The organism is Leifsonia sp. Root1293, from assembly GCF_001425325.1.
Lineage (GTDB): Bacteria > Actinomycetota > Actinomycetes > Actinomycetales > Microbacteriaceae > Orlajensenia.
The window spans coordinates 645,958-661,573 of the sequence record NZ_LMEH01000002.1 but is presented as its reverse complement, the minus strand read 5'-3'; the positions used below and the strand labels follow the sequence as shown (position 1 = coordinate 661,573).

Annotated in this window: 15 protein-coding genes; 5 read left to right on the top strand and 10 right to left on the bottom strand. The window is 68.6% G+C overall.

Features of this window, described 5'->3' with window-relative positions; translation table 11 throughout:
* The first annotated feature begins 29 nt into the window (after positions 1–29).
* Positions 30–1,433 carry an aspartate aminotransferase family protein gene (locus tag ASC59_RS14960; RefSeq protein ID WP_055824590.1) on the top strand — a complete coding sequence of 468 codons (1,404 nt, stop codon included), beginning with the start codon at positions 30–32 and terminating at the stop codon, positions 1,431–1,433.
* Positions 1,434–1,536: 103 nt separating this feature from the next.
* Here ASC59_RS14960 and ASC59_RS14955 read toward each other — a convergent pair whose 3' ends face one another.
* The 3 genes from ASC59_RS14955 to ASC59_RS14945 are packed head-to-tail and all read right to left on the bottom strand — an operon-like array spanning position 1,537 to position 5,536.
* Positions 1,537–3,033 carry an aldehyde dehydrogenase (NADP(+)) gene (locus ASC59_RS14955; protein ID WP_055824588.1) on the bottom strand — a complete coding sequence of 499 codons (1,497 nt, stop codon included), beginning with the start codon at positions 3,031–3,033 and terminating at the stop codon, positions 1,537–1,539.
* The gene (locus tag ASC59_RS14950; protein ID WP_055824586.1) at positions 3,030–4,235 is read right to left on the bottom strand and encodes an acyl-CoA dehydrogenase family protein; all 1,206 of its coding nucleotides are present in this window, start codon (positions 4,233–4,235) and stop codon (positions 3,030–3,032) included. The genes ASC59_RS14955 and ASC59_RS14950 overlap by 4 nt, the downstream gene beginning before the upstream one ends.
* Positions 4,232–5,536 carry a CaiB/BaiF CoA transferase family protein gene (locus ASC59_RS14945; protein WP_082513720.1) on the bottom strand — a complete coding sequence of 435 codons (1,305 nt, stop codon included), beginning with the start codon at positions 5,534–5,536 and terminating at the stop codon, positions 4,232–4,234. Before ASC59_RS14945 ends, ASC59_RS14950 begins: the two co-directional genes overlap by 4 nt.
* Before the next feature lie 90 nt (positions 5,537–5,626).
* On the opposite strand from ASC59_RS14945, the gene ASC59_RS14940 reads away from it, so the two are divergent.
* From ASC59_RS14940 to ASC59_RS14930, 3 genes are all read left to right on the top strand, one after another.
* Entirely contained in the window at positions 5,627–6,436 is an 810-nt protein-coding gene (locus ASC59_RS14940) for a FadR/GntR family transcriptional regulator (protein ID WP_055825705.1), read from the top strand.
* Positions 6,405–7,127 carry a cache domain-containing protein gene (locus tag ASC59_RS14935; protein ID WP_055824584.1) on the top strand — a complete coding sequence of 241 codons (723 nt, stop codon included), beginning with the start codon at positions 6,405–6,407 and terminating at the stop codon, positions 7,125–7,127. The genes ASC59_RS14940 and ASC59_RS14935 overlap by 32 nt, the downstream gene beginning before the upstream one ends.
* A gap of 118 nt (positions 7,128–7,245) precedes the next feature.
* Entirely contained in the window at positions 7,246–8,613 is a 1,368-nt protein-coding gene (locus ASC59_RS14930; protein ID WP_055824583.1) for an NAD-dependent succinate-semialdehyde dehydrogenase, read from the top strand.
* 672 nt (positions 8,614–9,285) lie between these two features.
* On the opposite strand, the gene ASC59_RS14925 is transcribed toward ASC59_RS14930, so the two are convergent.
* The 3 genes from ASC59_RS14925 to ASC59_RS14915 are packed head-to-tail and all read right to left on the bottom strand — an operon-like array spanning position 9,286 to position 11,553.
* A complete protein-coding gene (locus ASC59_RS14925; RefSeq protein WP_055824582.1) occupies positions 9,286–10,056 on the bottom strand; it encodes an amino acid ABC transporter ATP-binding protein in 771 nt (256 codons plus the stop codon).
* Entirely contained in the window at positions 10,043–10,708 is a 666-nt protein-coding gene (locus ASC59_RS14920) for an amino acid ABC transporter permease (protein ID WP_055824581.1), read from the bottom strand. The genes ASC59_RS14925 and ASC59_RS14920 overlap by 14 nt, the downstream gene beginning before the upstream one ends.
* A gap of 35 nt (positions 10,709–10,743) precedes the next feature.
* The gene (locus ASC59_RS14915; RefSeq protein WP_055824580.1) at positions 10,744–11,553 is read right to left on the bottom strand and encodes an amino acid ABC transporter substrate-binding protein; all 810 of its coding nucleotides are present in this window, start codon (positions 11,551–11,553) and stop codon (positions 10,744–10,746) included.
* Positions 11,554–11,795: 242 nt separating this feature from the next.
* Between ASC59_RS14915 and ASC59_RS14910 the strand changes: the two genes are divergently transcribed.
* A complete protein-coding gene (locus ASC59_RS14910) occupies positions 11,796–13,304 on the top strand; it encodes an APC family permease (RefSeq protein WP_157488163.1) in 1,509 nt (502 codons plus the stop codon).
* 191 nt (positions 13,305–13,495) lie between these two features.
* On the opposite strand, the gene ASC59_RS14905 is transcribed toward ASC59_RS14910, so the two are convergent.
* From ASC59_RS14905 to rplK, 4 genes are all read right to left on the bottom strand, one after another.
* Positions 13,496–13,687 carry a hypothetical protein gene (locus tag ASC59_RS14905; RefSeq protein ID WP_055824579.1) on the bottom strand — a complete coding sequence of 64 codons (192 nt, stop codon included), beginning with the start codon at positions 13,685–13,687 and terminating at the stop codon, positions 13,496–13,498.
* A gap of 141 nt (positions 13,688–13,828) precedes the next feature.
* Positions 13,829–14,200 carry an iron chaperone gene (locus ASC59_RS14900; RefSeq protein ID WP_055824578.1) on the bottom strand — a complete coding sequence of 124 codons (372 nt, stop codon included), beginning with the start codon at positions 14,198–14,200 and terminating at the stop codon, positions 13,829–13,831.
* A gap of 85 nt (positions 14,201–14,285) precedes the next feature.
* Positions 14,286–14,975 (bottom strand): 50S ribosomal protein L1, encoded by a 690-nt coding sequence (gene rplA, locus ASC59_RS14895; protein ID WP_055824575.1) that lies wholly within the window; start codon positions 14,973–14,975, stop codon positions 14,286–14,288.
* A gap of 117 nt (positions 14,976–15,092) precedes the next feature.
* A complete protein-coding gene (rplK, locus tag ASC59_RS14890; RefSeq protein ID WP_055824574.1) occupies positions 15,093–15,521 on the bottom strand; it encodes a 50S ribosomal protein L11 in 429 nt (142 codons plus the stop codon).
* Positions 15,522–15,616: the final 95 nt, after the last annotated feature.

The window sequence follows — 15,616 nt, the reverse complement described above, 5'->3', positions numbered from 1 at the left end:
ACTCGATCACCGAAGCAGAAGGAAAGACCATGACCGCCGCTCCCACCTACACCGACCGCAACGGCACCTCCCACCAGTTGCCGGATGCCGCAGCCGAGGCGCAGGTGCGCGCCGACGATCGCGGCCACGTCTTCCACTCCTGGAGTGCGCAGGCGAAGATCGACCCCCTGCCCATCGCGGCCGGTGACGGTTCGACCTTCTGGGACTACCAGGGCAACGCCTACCTCGACTTCTCCTCCCAGCTGGTGAACCTCAACCTCGGCCACCAGCATCCGGATCTCGTCGCCGCCATCCAGCAGCAGGCCGGCCGGCTCTCCACGATCCAGCCGATCCTGGCGAACGACGTGCGCGGGGAGCTCGCCCGGCGCATCGCCGAGGTGGCTCCGGGAGACCTGAACAAGGTGTTCTTCACGAACGGCGGTGCCGACGCCAACGAGTACGCCGTGCGCATGGCGCGCGCCGTCACGGGTCGCCGCACCGTGCTCTCGATGTACCGCAGCTACCACGGCGGAACGGCGAGCGCCATCTCTCTCACCGGCGACCCGCGCCGGTGGGCGAACCAGCAGGGTGACGGGTCGGTGGCGCACTTCTTCGGACCCTACGCCTACAGGTCGGCATTCCACGCCACGACCGAGGCGCAGGAGACGGAGCGGGCTCTGGAGCACCTCGAGAACCTCATCGTGCTCGAGGGCGCGAACACCGTCGCCGCGATCATCATCGAGACGATCGTGGGCACCAACGGTGTTCTCGTTCCGCCGGCCGGCTACCTGCCCGGCGTGCGCGCCCTGTGCGACAAGTACGGCATCGTCTACATCGCCGACGAGGTCATGGTGGGCTTCGGCCGCATCGGCGAGTGGTTCGCCGTGAATCACTTCGGCGTCACCCCCGACCTCATCACCTTCGCCAAGGGCGTGAACTCGGGCTACGTTCCGCTCGGCGGAGTGGTCATCTCCGACCGCATCGCCGCGCATTTCGACGACGTCGCCTTCGCGGGAGGGCTCACCTACTCCGGCCACCCGCTGGCGTGCGCCGCCGGGGTCGCCACCTTCGAGGTGTTCGAGCGCGACGCGATCCTGGAGCGGGTGCGCGACCTCGGATCGCGCATCGTCGAGCCGGCACTGCGCGCGATGGCCGAGCGGCATCCGTCGGTCGGAGAGGTGCGCGGCGTCGGCCTCTTCTGGGCGATCGAGCTGGTGCGCGACGCGCAGACGCACGAGCCCCTCGTCCCCTTCAACGCCTCGGGCCCGGATGCCGCCCCGATGGCCGAGCTCGCCGCTGCGTGCAAGGCGGCCGGCCTCTGGCCGTTCACGCACTTCAACCGCGTGCACGTCGCTCCTCCGCTGATCATCTCCGAGGAGGAGCTGGTGCGCGGACTCGCGATCCTCGACGAGGCGCTCGACGTGGCCGACCGCTACGCGTCACCCGCTCGCTGAGGCCCCGACGAATACTGCGTCACCCGCTCGCTGAGGCCCGGACGAAGTCCGCGGTCGAAGCGCACCGTGCTGCACGCTTCGACCGCGCGCTGCGCGGCGGGCCTCAGCGAGCGGGAGCGTCGTCGGTCGGCACCGGCACCACGAGCACCCCGTCCTCGCGGCGGGGGATGCCCAGCGGATTGCCGTCGGCGAGTTCTGCCGGCAAGACCGATGCCGGTGCATCCTGGTACGCGATCGGCTGGAGGAAGCGCCGGATGGCCGAGGCTCCGACCGACGAGTGCAGCGAGGCCGTCGTCGCCGGCCATGGACCGCCGTGCTGCTGGGCCCACGCGATCGCAACCCCAGTCGGCCACCCGTTGAAGATCACGCGACCGGCAATCCGGGAGAGCGCGGCGGCCAGGGCGGGAACATCCTCGTCCGGAGCATGGTGGATGCTCGCCGTGAGCGATCCGTCGAGCGCGGCGAGCGCCGCCCCGAGCGCAGCAGGGTCGGCATCCGGATACCGCACGAGAACCGTCAGCGGCCCGAAGTGCTCCTCGAGGAAGACCTCGGGGTCGGCCACGAAGGCGTCGAGCGTCACGGCGACGACCAGCGGCGACGCGGCATCAGCCCCCGATCCACCGTCGAAGACCACCTCGACGTCGTCGCGCTCGAGCAGCGCCTCCGAGCCACGGGCGAAAGCCGACTCCATGCCGTCGGTCAGCAGGCGATGGCTCGGAACGCCCGCGAGGGCGGCGGCCAGTACGGACTCGAAGCCCGTCTCCACGGGAACGAACACGAGACCGGGCTTCGTGCAGTACTGGCCGCCGTCGCGGGTGAACGATGCTGCGAGCCCCGAGGCGATGGCGGCGACTCCGTCGGGGGTCGACGCGGCTGTCGGCGTCACGACCACGGGGTTGATGGAGCCGAGTTCGCCGTAGAACGGGATCGGGGCCGGGCGCGCACACGCGAGGTCGAACAGCGCCCGGCCGACGCGCGTCGATCCGGTGAATCCGACGGCCGAGACCAGCGGATGCTGCACCAGAGCGACCCCCGCGTCGATGCCCTCCACCAGCGCGAAGCATCCGGCCGGCGCACCGGAGTCGGCGAGCACCCGCTCGGCCAGACCGGCGACACGTCGTGACAACTCCGGATGCCCCGGATGGGCCTTGACGATCACCGGGCAGCCCGCGGCGAAGGCGGACGCCATGTCATTGCCGAGCACCGAGAAGGCGAACGGGAAGTTCGACGCAGCGAACACGGCGACGACGCCAAGAGGCCGGAGCATGCGTCGCAGGGACGGGCGCGGGGGCAGCAGCGAGGCGTCGGCCGAGTCGATGGTCGCCTCCAGGTAGCTGCCCTCGATGGCGACGCCGGCGAAGAAACGCAGCTGGTTGACGGTTCGGGTGATCTCGCCGTCGAGACGCCCTTCGGCCAGGTGCGTCTCGATGCGGGCGATGGCCAGCAGCTCGGCCCGGTCGGCGTCGAGAGCATCGGCGAGCGCGTGCAGCCAGAGAGCCCGGTTGGCGCGATCGGTGAGCGAGAACTCGGATGCCGCGGCAGCAGCCACGATTGCGGCGAGTTCGTCACCCGTGGTGTCGGTGTGGATCACGGCGCTCATGCGACGGCAGCCGATGAGAAGGCGGCGATGCCGGTGAGTTCGCGGCCGAGCACCAGCTGGTGGATCTCGTCAGTGCCCTCGTAGGTGCGCACGGACTCGAGGTTGGCCATGTGCCTCATCACCGGGAAGGCGCTGGTGATGCCGTCGCCGGCGAGGATCGAGCGCGCCTCGTGTGCGATGTGCAACGCCTCCCGCACGCTGTTGAGCTTGCCGACGCTGATCTGCGCCGGTGTGAGCGCACCGCGTTCCTTGAGTCTGCCCAGGTGCAGAGCCAGCAGGACCCCCTTCTCGTATTCGACGAACATGTCTGCCAGCTTGCCCTGCACGAGCTGTCTGGCGCCGATCGGCTCGCCGAACACCTCACGGGTGCGTGCACGGCCGAGTGCGGCCTCGAGGCAGCTGCGGGCGGCGCCCATCGCTCCCCACACGATGCCGTAGCGCGCCTCGTTCAGGCAGGAGAACGGGCCGGACAGGCCGCGGGCACCGGGCAACATCGCGTCGGCCGGAAGACGCACGCCGTCGAGGCTCACGTCGCACTGGATCGAGGCGCGCATCGACAGCTTGCCGTCGATGGGCGTCGCCGTGAAGCCTGCGGTGTCCGTCGGGACGACGAAGCCCCGCACCGCCGTCGAGCCGTCGCTGTCGGTCGCCTTCGCCCAGATCACGGCGACGTCGGCGATGCTGGCCAGGCCGATCCAGCGCTTGGCGCCGTCGAGCACCCACTCGTCGCCCTCGCGGCGTGCCGTCGTGGTCATGGCTGCCGGATCGCTGCCGCCACTCGGTTCGGTGAGTCCGAAGCATCCGATGGCCTCCCCCGTCGCCATCCGCGGAAGCCAGTGCTGCTTCTGCTCCTCGCTGCCGTGCTTGTAGATCGCCGACATGGCCAGGGACCCCTGCACCGACACGAAGGTGCGCCACCCGCTGTCGGCTGACTCGAGTTCGAGGCACACCAGCCCATAGGCGACGGCGCCGGCCCCGGCGCATCCGTAACCCTGGAGGTGCATGCCGAGGAACCCGGCAGCTCCCAGTTCGGCGACCAGCTCACGGCGGAAGTGCTTGTTCTCGAAGTCGTCCTCGATGACCGGCAGGATCCGCTCCGTGGCGAAGGCCCGCGCCTTCTGCTGCCAGCCGCGCTCCTCATCGGTGAGCAGGGCGTCGAGATCGAACACTGTGTCGACGATGAGGGTGGAGTCGGTGGTCATGCTCTTCCTTCGGTGCTGGATTCGAGAGGCGGTTCGGTGACGGATGCCGCGGCCGACGCGTTGGCGTCCGCCGCGTCGAGCCAGTCGGCGCCGTCGTGCTCGCCGAGCCGCGGCGGCCCCGAAGCGTAGCCGGCCGGGTCGCCGGCGAGATGGATGGGATTGGCGATGGAGCGACTGCGATCGATCTCGACGACCGGCGAGAGCCCGAGCGCCTCGGCGAAGTCGATGGCCTCGCCGATGTCGTTGACGAGTCCGCCCGGCACACCGACCGCGCTCAGCTGGGCGACCCAGTCGGCGGCCGGAGCCGTGCGCAGGTGCAGCTCCATGATGGAGCGCAGTTCATCGCGGTGGGCGACCCTCAGAGGGTTCGTGGCGAACCGCGGATCGTCGCCGATCGGATCACCGGAAGCAGCGCTGCCGGAGAGCGATTCCAACACGCCGGCCAACGCCCGGAACTGCCTGTCGTTGCCGACGGCGATCACGAGATCGCGGTCGGCTGCACGGAAGGACTCGTAGGGGGCGATGCTCGGATGCGCGTTCCCCATCCTCTGGGGCGGGATGCCCGTGGCCAAGGTGCTCGATGCCTGGTTGACGAGGCCGGAGAGGAGGCTGGAGAGGAGGTCGACCTGCACGAGCGACCCCGAGGCCGGGAGCGACCCCGCGGGCGGGAGTGACCCCGCGGGCGGGAGCGAGCCGGAGCCGGCACGTCCGTGGGCGGCATCCCGCGAACGCAGAGCCAAGAGGATGCCAGACAGCGCGTTCATCCCGGTGAGCACGTCCACCAGGGCGACGCCGGCCTTCGTCGGCTCGCCGTCCCGCGCCCCGGTGACGCTCATGAGCCCCCCGACGGCCTGAACGAGGAGGTCGTAGCCGGGCAGCGCGGCCCCGTCACCGGCGCCGAAGCCGGTGATCGAGCAGTAGACGACGCTCGGGTTCGCCGACCTCACGGCCTCGAAGTCGAGACCGAAGCGTTCCATCACCCCTGGCCTGAAGTTCTCGACGACCACGTCGGCGGAGAACGCCAGCCGTCGAGCTTCGGCGAGGCCGGCATCCGTCGCCAGATCCAGCACCACCGAGCGCTTGTTGCGATTGACGCCGGCGAAGTAGGTGGAGGCGCCGGAGGCGTCGACGGGGGGAGCCCACGAGCGGGTGTCATCACCGGCCGGAGACTCGATCTTCACGACGTCGGCACCGAAGTCGGCGAGCATCATCGTGGCGTATGGACCGGCGAGCACCCGGGAGAAGTCCGCGACGCGCACGCCGGAGAGCGGCCCTCGCCGTTCCCCGTCGTCGCTGGTCATCCATCCGCCTTCGCATGTACCCGATTTCAATTCATCCTAGACCGAATGATTTTGGGAGGGCCAGCCCTCCATTCGGTTAGGGTGATGGCCATGGGCGATTCACAGGGGAGGGCGCAGTCGCAGGCTCCGCGGGTCGGATCAGCCGCTCGCGAGGCGATCTTCGCGCAGCTGGCCGACACCGGCCGCTCCGAACAGGTGGCCCAGCGGCTGACCGACGCCATCATCCTCGGTGTGCTCGCTCCGGGCGAGCGCCTGCCCAGCGAGCCCGACCTCTCCCGGCGGTTCGGTGTCGCCCTCATCACCGTGAGGGAGGGTCTCGGCATCCTGCGCGACGCCGGACTGGTCGAGACGCGCCGCGGCCGCGAGGGCGGGAGCTTCGTCACCGGCGACGCCCTGCACGGCGGGCTGCTCGACGCCAGGCTGCACGCCCTCACGCAGGTCGAGCTCTCCGACATGGCGGTCTACTTCGCGACCATCCTGGCCGGCTGCGCCGAGCGTGCTGCCGTGCGGGCGACGGATGCCGAGGGTGAGCGCCTGGCCGCCCAGGTCGCGGGCATCGACGTCGCCACGGCGGCCGCTGCGCGTTTCGACATCGGCGGGCTGTTCCTCGAACTGGCCGTGCTCAGCCAGTCGGCGCGCCTGGTTCGTGAGCAGATCCGGGTGCAGGCCGAGTTCGGACCTCTCCTGCTCCTCGCGCTCGATGACGACGAGACCCGCGTGTCGGTGCTCAGCACCAGCACGGCCATCGCGGCCGCCGTGAGCGCCCACGCTCCGGCGGTGGCGCGCGAGCTGGTCTCGGCCATGGTCCAGACGCTCGCCGAAGGGCTGCTCGCCGCGAAGACCCGCCTGCACCGCGAGGAGGTGCGCCGTGACCGCCACCCTGCCGACGACGTCGCCTGAGCAGTGCGCCGCCGCCGTCAGCGAGCTGTTCTCCGGTGTCTTCGAGCAACTCGCCGGCTGGCGCGAGGAGGTCGTGCACCTGCTCGCGGATGCCGCCGTGCCGTCGTCGTCGGCATCCGTCGACGATCTCGTCTCGTCGCGGGTGCTTCCGGAACTCGTTCGGGACAACCCTCTCCTCGTCGGAGCCGGCTTCATCGCCGCCCCCGGCGTCGTCGCCGGGCGCGCCGTGCGCTTCGCCTGGTGGCTCGGCCCCCTCGACGCCGGGCCCCTCTTCGGCAGCACGACGGAGCCCACCCGCCTCGACCTCACCACCCGATCCCATGCCGAGTACCTGCGGGACGTGCGCGCCCTCGAGTGGTACGCGACGCCGGCCGAGACGCAGGCGACCCATGTCACGGGTCCCTATGTCGATCACCTCTGCACCTGCGACTACATCCTCACGCTGACCATGCCGGTGACGCTCGGAGAACGGATGCTGGGCGTCGTCGGCGCCGACATCGCGGTGCGCCGCCTGGAGCGTGAACTCCTGCCCCTGCTGCTGCTCATCGACGAGCCGCTCGCCCTGGTGAACGCCGATGGGAGGGTCATCATCTCGACCGACGCCGTCGCCCAGCCGGGAGCTCTCGTCAGCAGCGTCGCCGAACGGTTCGTCTGCGCCGGGACTCCGCTCGCGATCGATCGCCTGCTCTGAATCATTGCAAACCGGATGTTTTCTGGCGGCCAGTGATTTAGGCTGATCCTCGTGCAGGCAGTGACGCGGCGCCACCGCGGATCCGCATCCAGCACGTTCTCGTCACGAAGGGACTGGCATGACCGACTACGCAGTGATCGATCCGGCAACCGGGGAGACCGTCCAGAGTTACCCCACGATCACCGATGAGGCGCTGAAGGCCGCCATCGCCTCGGCGGATGCCGCACACTCCGGATGGGCGCGCTCCACGAGTCCCGCCGAGCGCGCAACGCTCATCCGCCGCGTGAGCGAACTGCACACCGAACGTCGCGAGGAACTCGCCAAGATCATCGTGCGCGAGATGGGCAAGCCCATCGAGCAGGCCCTCGGCGAGGTCGACTTCGCCGCTGACATCTACGCCTACTACGCCGACATCTCCCCCGACGTGCTGGCCGACGAACCCGTCAAGCTGCTGGCCGGAGAGGGCAGCGCCGTCATCCGTCGCAGCTCGCTGGGCGTGCTGCTCGGCATCATGCCGTGGAACTTCCCGTACTACCAGGTCGCCCGCTTCGCCGGCCCCAACCTGATCATCGGCAACACCATCCTGCTCAAGCACGCCCCGCAGTGCCCCGAGTCGGCTGCGGCCATCGAGAAGATCTTCTCCGACGCTGGCTTCCCCGAGGGCGCCTACGTCAACATCTACGCGACGAACGAGCAGATCGAGACCGTCATCGCCGACCGCCGTGTGCAGGGAGTCTCTCTCACCGGATCGGAGCGCGCCGGTGCCGCCGTCGCCGAGATCGCCGGCCGCAACCTCAAGAAGGTCGTGCTCGAGCTCGGTGGATCCGACCCGTTCGTGCTTCTCAGCACCGACGACCTCGACAAGGTCGTGGAGGACGCGGCCGCCGCGCGCCTCGACAACACCGGCCAGTCGTGCAACGCGGCCAAGCGCTTCATCGTGATCGACGACCTCTACGAGGACTTCGTCGCCAAGCTCACGGCGAGCTTCGCTGCCACCCAGCCGAGCGACCCGACCTCGGAGGAGAGCAAGCTCGGCCCGCTCTCCTCCGCTGCTGCGGCAGACCGCCTGCAGGACCAGCTCGACCGCGCCGCAGCCCAGGGCGTCACGGTGCACGCCACGGGCCAGCGCAGCGGCAACTACTTCGCACCCGTGGTGCTCACCGACATCTCCCGCGACGCCGACGCCTACCACGAGGAGTTCTTCGGCCCCGTGGCATCCGTCTACAGGGTGGAGTCCGAGGAGGCCGCGGTCGAACTGGCCAACGACACCCCCTTCGGCTTGGGCTCCTACGTCTACACGACGGATGCCGACCAGGCCGCACGGGTCGCCGATCGCATCGAGGCCGGCATGGTGTTCGTCAACGTCGTCCTCGCCGACGGGGTCGAGCTTCCCTTCGGCGGCGTCAAGCGTTCCGGCACCGGTCGTGAGATGGGTCGCCTCGGCGCCGACGAGTTCGTGAACAAGAAGCTCATCCGCGTCGGCTGACGCCCCGGCCCCGCCGCCCTCCCCCCGCTGGTCGAGTAGCCCGCGAGCGCAGCGAGCAGGCGTATCGAGACCATCCGCCCACCCGTGAAGGTGGTCTCGATACGTGTCGTCGCTGCGCGCCGGCACTACTCGACCAACGGCATCCCCGCTGGTCGAGTAGCCCGCGAGCGCAGCGAGCAGGCGTATCGAGACCATCACCTGGCACTCCGAGGTGGTCTCGATACGTGTCGTCGCTGCGCGCCGGCACTACTCGACCAACGGAACTCCTAGCTGCGCGCCGGCACCACTCGACCAACGGCATCCCCCGCCGGTCGAGTAGCCCGCGAGCGCAGCGAGCAGGCGTATCGAGACCACCCGCCGACCCGTGAAGGTGGTCTCGATACGTGTCGTCGCTGCGCGCCGGCGCTACTCGACCAACGGAACTCCTCGTTGCGCACCGGCGCTACTCGACCAACGGCATCCTCCCGCTGGTCGAGTAGCCCGCGAGCGAAGCGAGCAGGCGTATCGAGACCATCCGCCCACCCGTGAAGGTGGTCTCGATACGTGTCGTCGCTGCGCGCCGGCACTACTCGACCAACGGAACTCGTCGCTGCGCGCCGGCACTACTCGACCAGCGGAACTCCTCGTTGCGCACCGGCGCTACTCGACCAACGGCGGAGCGTGCGAGCGGCGCTAGTCGAGCGGCCGCAGGATGCGGTCCAGGAACTTCCGCGTGCGCTCGTGCGCCGGGGCCGTGAACAACTCCGCCGGCGCACCGCGCTCGACGATCACCCCGCCGTCCATGAACAGCACCTCGTCGGCGACCTGCCGGGCGAAGCTCAGCTCGTGCGTGACGACGACCATCGTCCAGCCCTCGTCGGCCAGCCCCTTCATGACTCCGAGCACATCGCCCACCAGCTCGGGATCCAGCGCACTGGTCGGCTCGTCGAAGAGCAGCAGGTCGGGCTTGAGCGCCAGCGCCCGAACGATGCCGACCCGCTGCTGCTGACCTCCGGAGAGCTCATGCGGGTAGGCGTCACGCTTCTCGGCGAGGCCGACACGCTCCAGCAGCGCCTCGGCCTGGGCGACGGCATCCGACCGGCGCACCTTCTGCACCTGCACGGGCCCCTCGATGACGTTCTCGAGCACCGTGCGGTGCGGGAACAGGTTGTGCTGCTGGAACACCATCGCCGAGCGATTGCGCAGCGCGTCGCGCTCCGCCTTCGCCACCGGCCGGGAGAAGTCGACCGACGGACCGTTCGAGAACGCCACGACTCCGGCGTCCGGGGTCTCCAGGCCGTTCAGCGACCTCAGGACGGTGGTCTTCCCCGAGCCGCTGGGGCCGATGAGCACGACGACCTCGCCGCGGCGCACCTCGAGGTCGATGGAGCGCAGAACCTCGTTGTCGCCAAAGCTCTTGCGCAGCGCCGAGACCGTGAGCAGGGGATCGTCAGTGGGCGACATAGCGGTCCAATCTCTTCTCGATCCTGCTCTGGCCGCTCGACAGCACGAGGCAGATGAGCCAGTACACCAGGCCGGCCTCCATGTAGACGATCAGGAACTCGCTGCTGAACGCCGCGATGTTCTGGGCCACCCGGAACAGCTCGGTGACGAGGATGATCGACGCGAGCGAGGTGTCCTTGACCAGCGAGATGAAGGTGTTCGACAGCGGCGGCACGGCCACCCGGGCGGCCTGCGGCAGGATGATGCGGCGCAGCGTCTGTCCGCTCGACATGCCGATGGTGTAGCCGGCCTCCCACTGTCCCTTCGGAACGCTCAGGATGGCGGCACGGATCACCTCGGCCGCGTAGCCGCCGACGTTCAGCGAGAATGCGATGACGGCGCTCGGCCACGGGTCGATGGTCCAGCCGATCGACGGAAGGCCGTAGAAGATCACGAAGAGCTGCACCAGCAACGGAGTGCCGCGGATGATCGAGATGTAGACCCGGGCGATCCCCGACAGCACGCGGCTCTTCGAGAGCCGCATGAGCGCGATGACGAGCGCCAGCACGATTCCGATGGCGAACGAGATGAGCGCCAGCGGGATGGTGCCCGTGATGCCGCCCCAGACGATCGGCCAGAACGAGTCGAGGAGCAGCTGCAACCGATCGTCCATCAGCGCAGGCTACAACCTGGAGCAGCCGTCATGGGCTACTTCGAGACGTCTGCGCCGAAGTACTTCTCACCGATCGACGCGATGGTGCCGTCGGCTGCGAGGTCTTCGAGGGCCCCGTCGATGGCGGTGACGAGCTTGGTCTTGTCCTTCGCGAGAGCGAAGGCGCTCAGCGACGGGTCGTCGGTCTCCGCTGCGACCCGGATGCCGCTGTCGCCCTGGGTGTTCACATAGTCGAGGTAGGTCAGCTTGTCGTTGATGGTCGCGTCGACGCGACCCTGCTCGAGCAGGGCGACCGCCTGTGCCCAGCCCTCGACCGCCTCGACGTCGGCGCCGTTCTCCTCGGCGACGGCATACCAGTTGCTCGTGAGCGACTGAGCGGACTTCTTGCCCTTCAGGTCGGCGAAGTCGGTGATGTCCTTCGTCGAGTCCTTCACCACGAGCACGCCGGGCGAGGAGGTGTACGGCGTGCTGAAGAGGTACTTCTTCTCGCGCTCCGGGTTGATGGACACCTGGTTGGCGATGAGGTCGGTGCGGCCGGCGTCGAGTCCGGCGAAGATGGCGTCCCACTGGGTCTCCTGGAACTTCACCTTCAGGTCGAGCTTCTTCGCGACGGCGTTGATGATGTCGACGTCGTAGCCGGTGAGGTCCCCGGAGCCGCCCTCGTGGAAGCTGAAGGGTCGGTAGGTGCCTTCCGTCGCCACCGTCAGGGTGCCCGGCGTGACCAGGCCGTACTCGTTGCCGCCGTCGGAACCCGAGTCGGATCCGGCAGACGATCCGGCGCACCCGGTTAGGGCGATGGCGACGGCCGCTGCTGCGGCGAGGACGGCGAGAGGTGAGCGACGCATGAGAGGAGCGAATTCCGATCTGTGGAGCTGGAGGCGCGAGTTCTGCGCCCCCGAAGGAAACCGCAAGCCCAGCACAGGCATTCCCGTTCGCGCGAATTCGATGACATTCCGTTGCACGCAGATCAATCATCCGGCGCTATAGCTTTGCGACCGGATGATTCGCTATCGTTGCGGCACACACAGTGAGGTGGTGACGGATGCCGGCGGCATCCGCGGCTCCTCTCGGCTTTCACCGAAAGGTCATGATGTCCCTAGAACCGCAACCACGCGAGGCGATCACCGACCAGGAGCACCTGAGCGTTCTCGGCTACGAGGACTCCTTCAACCGCTCGATGTCGCTCTGGGCGAACTTCGCCCTCGGCTTCACCTACCTCTCGCCGCTCGTGGGCGTCTACTCGCTGTTCGCGCTCGCGCTCAGCGTCGGCGGACCGCCGTCCATCTGGTGGATCATCATCGTCGGCGCCGGCCAGCTGCTCGTCTCGCTCGTGTTCGGCGAGGTCGTGTCGCAGTACCCGATCCATGGAGGCATCTATCCGTGGACGCGGCGACTGTGGGGCCGCCGCTACGCCTGGATGGCCGCTTGGGTCTACATCTGGGCCATGATCGTGACCATCACGGCTGTCGCCGAGTTCGGATCCGGCTTCGCGGCGAGCCTGTTCGGCATCGAGGCGAACTCCACCTCGACGCTGCTGATCACCCTCGCGTTCCTCATCGTGGCGCTCGTGATCAACTTCACCGGCACGAAGTCGCTCGCCCGGGTCGCACGCATCGGCCTCGCCGCCGAGCTCATCGGCGTGATCGGTGTCGGTCTCTACCTGCTCATCTTCCAGCGTCACCAGGAGTTCAGTGTCTTCTTCGACACGATGGGAGTGCAGGGCGACGGGAGCTACGGCCCGGCGTTCCTCGGCGCCGCCCTCGCCGGCCTGTTCCTGTTCTACGGCTTCGAAGCCTGCGGCGATGTCGCCGAAGAGGTCGAGAACCCGGCGAAGCGCATCCCGGTGGCCATGATCATGACCATCCTGGTCGGCGGGGTGTCGGCGCTCTTCGCGTTCGGCGGCTACGTGCTCGCGGCTCCCGACCTCGCCTCGATCGTCGCCGGCGAGGATTCCGACCCGATCCCGGGCATCCTCGAGGCATCGCTCGGCGTCGTGGGCGCGAAGATCTTCCTCGTCATCGCGATCACCGCGTTCCTGTCGTGCGTGCTCAGCCTGCAGGCGGCAGCGAGCCGACTGCTGTTCTCCTTCGCGCGCGACGGAATGATCCCCGGGCACGTCTGGCTCTCGAAGGTCTCGGCCACCGCCAAGGTGCCGACGAATGCGCTGATCGTCGCCTGCACCATCCCGGCCCTGATCGCCGTCCTGGTCTGGATCAACGCCGACCTGCTGGTGCCGGTCACGTCGTTCGCCGTTCTGGGCATCTACGTCGCCTTCCAGATGGTCGTCCTCGCCGCTCTCCGTCAGCGGTTCAAGGGCTGGAAGCCGGCCGGGCCGTTCTCACTGGGAGCATTCGGTTTCGTGGTGAACGTCGTGGCCCTGGCCTACGGCATCTTCGCGATGGTGTTGCTGGCCACGCCGGGAGCATCCGGAGACTTCTTCACCGACTACGTCGTCATCATTGGCCTCGGGGTCGTGCTGATCACGGGACTGCTCTACCTCTTCATCGCCCGCCCGGACCGCAAGTCGACGGCACCCGCCGACGACGCCATCGAGGTGGCTGAGAAGCTGCGGGCGCACGGCGCCCTCGTCCGCTGATCGGTCCCGCTCGCTGAGCGTCGGCATCGGCCGAAGCGTTTCGGGTTCGCTTCGATCATGCCCGAACGTCAGCGAGCGGAGCCGACAGAGGTGATGCCCCCGGCCCTGAACTGCCGGGGGCATCGTGCTGGAGTCACGGGAGCGCTCCAGCGACCGGGCGGTCCGACGGGAGGCGGACGGCCCGGACGTCTCTATTCGAGGTTGTCGGCCGGGGTCGAGTCATCCATCGGGTCGCCGTCCTTGCTGGAGAGCCCCAGGGTGTCGTCGGGCTCCGTCTGGCGCCAATCGGCCTCGACGGGCTCCTTGTCGCTCTCGTCGGGCTGCACACTCGCATCAGGCTGCTCGAGCACGTCGGGCTCGTCTGCTGTCGTGGGGTCGCTCATGGCGTCTCCTCTCATGAGACGGATGCCGTCTCTCATCCCCGACGCTACGCAACCGAAGTGATCGGCTCTAGGGATTGACAGGCGTGGCTGTCGTCCCCATTCCGCGGCGCGCCCGGGCCGGTGAGCGTCCGCCCGCGGCGGTCAGCGGGCAGCCGGCGCGCCGCCGAGCGCGGCATCGATCTCGTCGCGGCGCGCGATCACGAGTCGCGTGACCACGTCCTCCGGCAGCGGCTTCTCGGCACTGAACCGGATCGTGCCCTTCGACAGGGAGTAGCCGGTGAGATCGTCGGCCACGGCAGCGACGACCTCGGGGCTGAAGGGGAAGACCGACAGGTGCGTGGCTGTCGAGCGCACGCTGATCAGCGGTCTGCCGCGGTAGCGGAGGGCCGCCATGCCGTAGCTCATCCCCTGCTCGGCATCCGGAACGATCTCGAGGGCTCGATCACGGATGCCGCTCAGCGCCTCGCGATCGGCGCCGTCGAGAGTCGCCAGGTAGTCGTCGAGCTCGCCCATGCCGCCATCCTGCCACCGGCACGGGAACGCAGGAAGGGCCCGCCGAGATCGACGGGCCCTTCCTGGTGCTGCGAGCAGCTGGTGCTTACAGAGCGTTGATGTCCAGCGGGATGCCGGGGCCGAACGTGGTCGACACGGCGCCCTTCTGGATGTAGCGACCCTTGGCGCTCGAGGGCTTGAGGCGCACGATCTCCTCGAGAGCGGTCTTGATGTTCTCGTCGAGCTGCTCGGCGGTGAAGCCGGCCTTGCCCACGACGAAGTGCACGTTGGCGTGCTTGTCGACGCGGAACTCGATCTTTCCGCCCTTGATGTCGGAGACGGCCTTGGCCACGTCGGGCGTGACGGTTCCGGTCTTCGGGTTGGGCATGAGGCCACGCGGGCCGAGCACCTTTCCGAGACGACCGACCTGGCCCATGAGCTCGGGGGTCGAGACCGCCGAGTCGAAGGAGGTGTAGCCGTCGGCGACCTTCTGGATGAGCTCGGCGCCGCCGACCTCATCAGCACCGGCCGCGATCGCAGCCTCGGCGGCCGGACCGGTCGCGAACACGATGACGCGGGCGGTCTTGCCGGTTCCGTGCGGGAGGATGACGGTGCCGCGCACCATCTGGTCCGCCTTGCGCGGGTCGACACCGAGCTTCAGCGCGACCTCGACGGTCGAGTTGAACTTGGCGGAGCCGGTCTCGCGAGCGAGCGTCACTGCCTCGGTGGGGGTGTAGAACTTGCCGTCTTCGATCTTCTCGGCCGCGGCGCGGTAGGCCTTTGACTTCTGTGCCATGTTGTTTCTCCTTGAGAGAGTGTGGTCGTCTGCGCCTGGCGGGCGCTGCCACGAAATGTCTAGTGGTGTGGTCTCGATACGCGACATGGTTCGCACGGCGCTACTCGACCCGAGCGACTACTCGACCGTGATGCCCATCGAGCGGGCGGTGCCGGCGATGATCTTCGACGCTGCGTCGATGTCGTTGGCGTTCAGGTCGACCATCTTGGCCTCGGCGATCTCGCGCACCTGAGCCTGCGAGAGCTTGGCGACCTTGACGGTGTGCGGGGTTCCGGAACCCTTGGCGACGCCGGCGGCCTTCTTGATGAGCTCCGCTGCGGGCGGGGTCTTCAGGATGAACGTGAACGAGCGGTCCTCGTAGACGGTGATCTCGACGGGGACGACGTTGCCGCGCTGCGACTCGGTGGCCGCGTTGTAGGCCTTGCAGAACTCCATGATGTTCACGCCGTGCTGACCCAGAGCCGGGCCGATGGGCGGGGCCGGGTTGGCTGCGCCGGCCTTGATCTGAAGCTTGATCAGACCAGTGACCTTCTTCTTCGGTGCCATTGTTTTCTCTCTTTCCTTGACGAACGCTCCGCATGCCGGAGCACTCTCCCGCGCGCCCGATCTGGACGGCGGTGATCTGTCTGCGCGAACGCGAC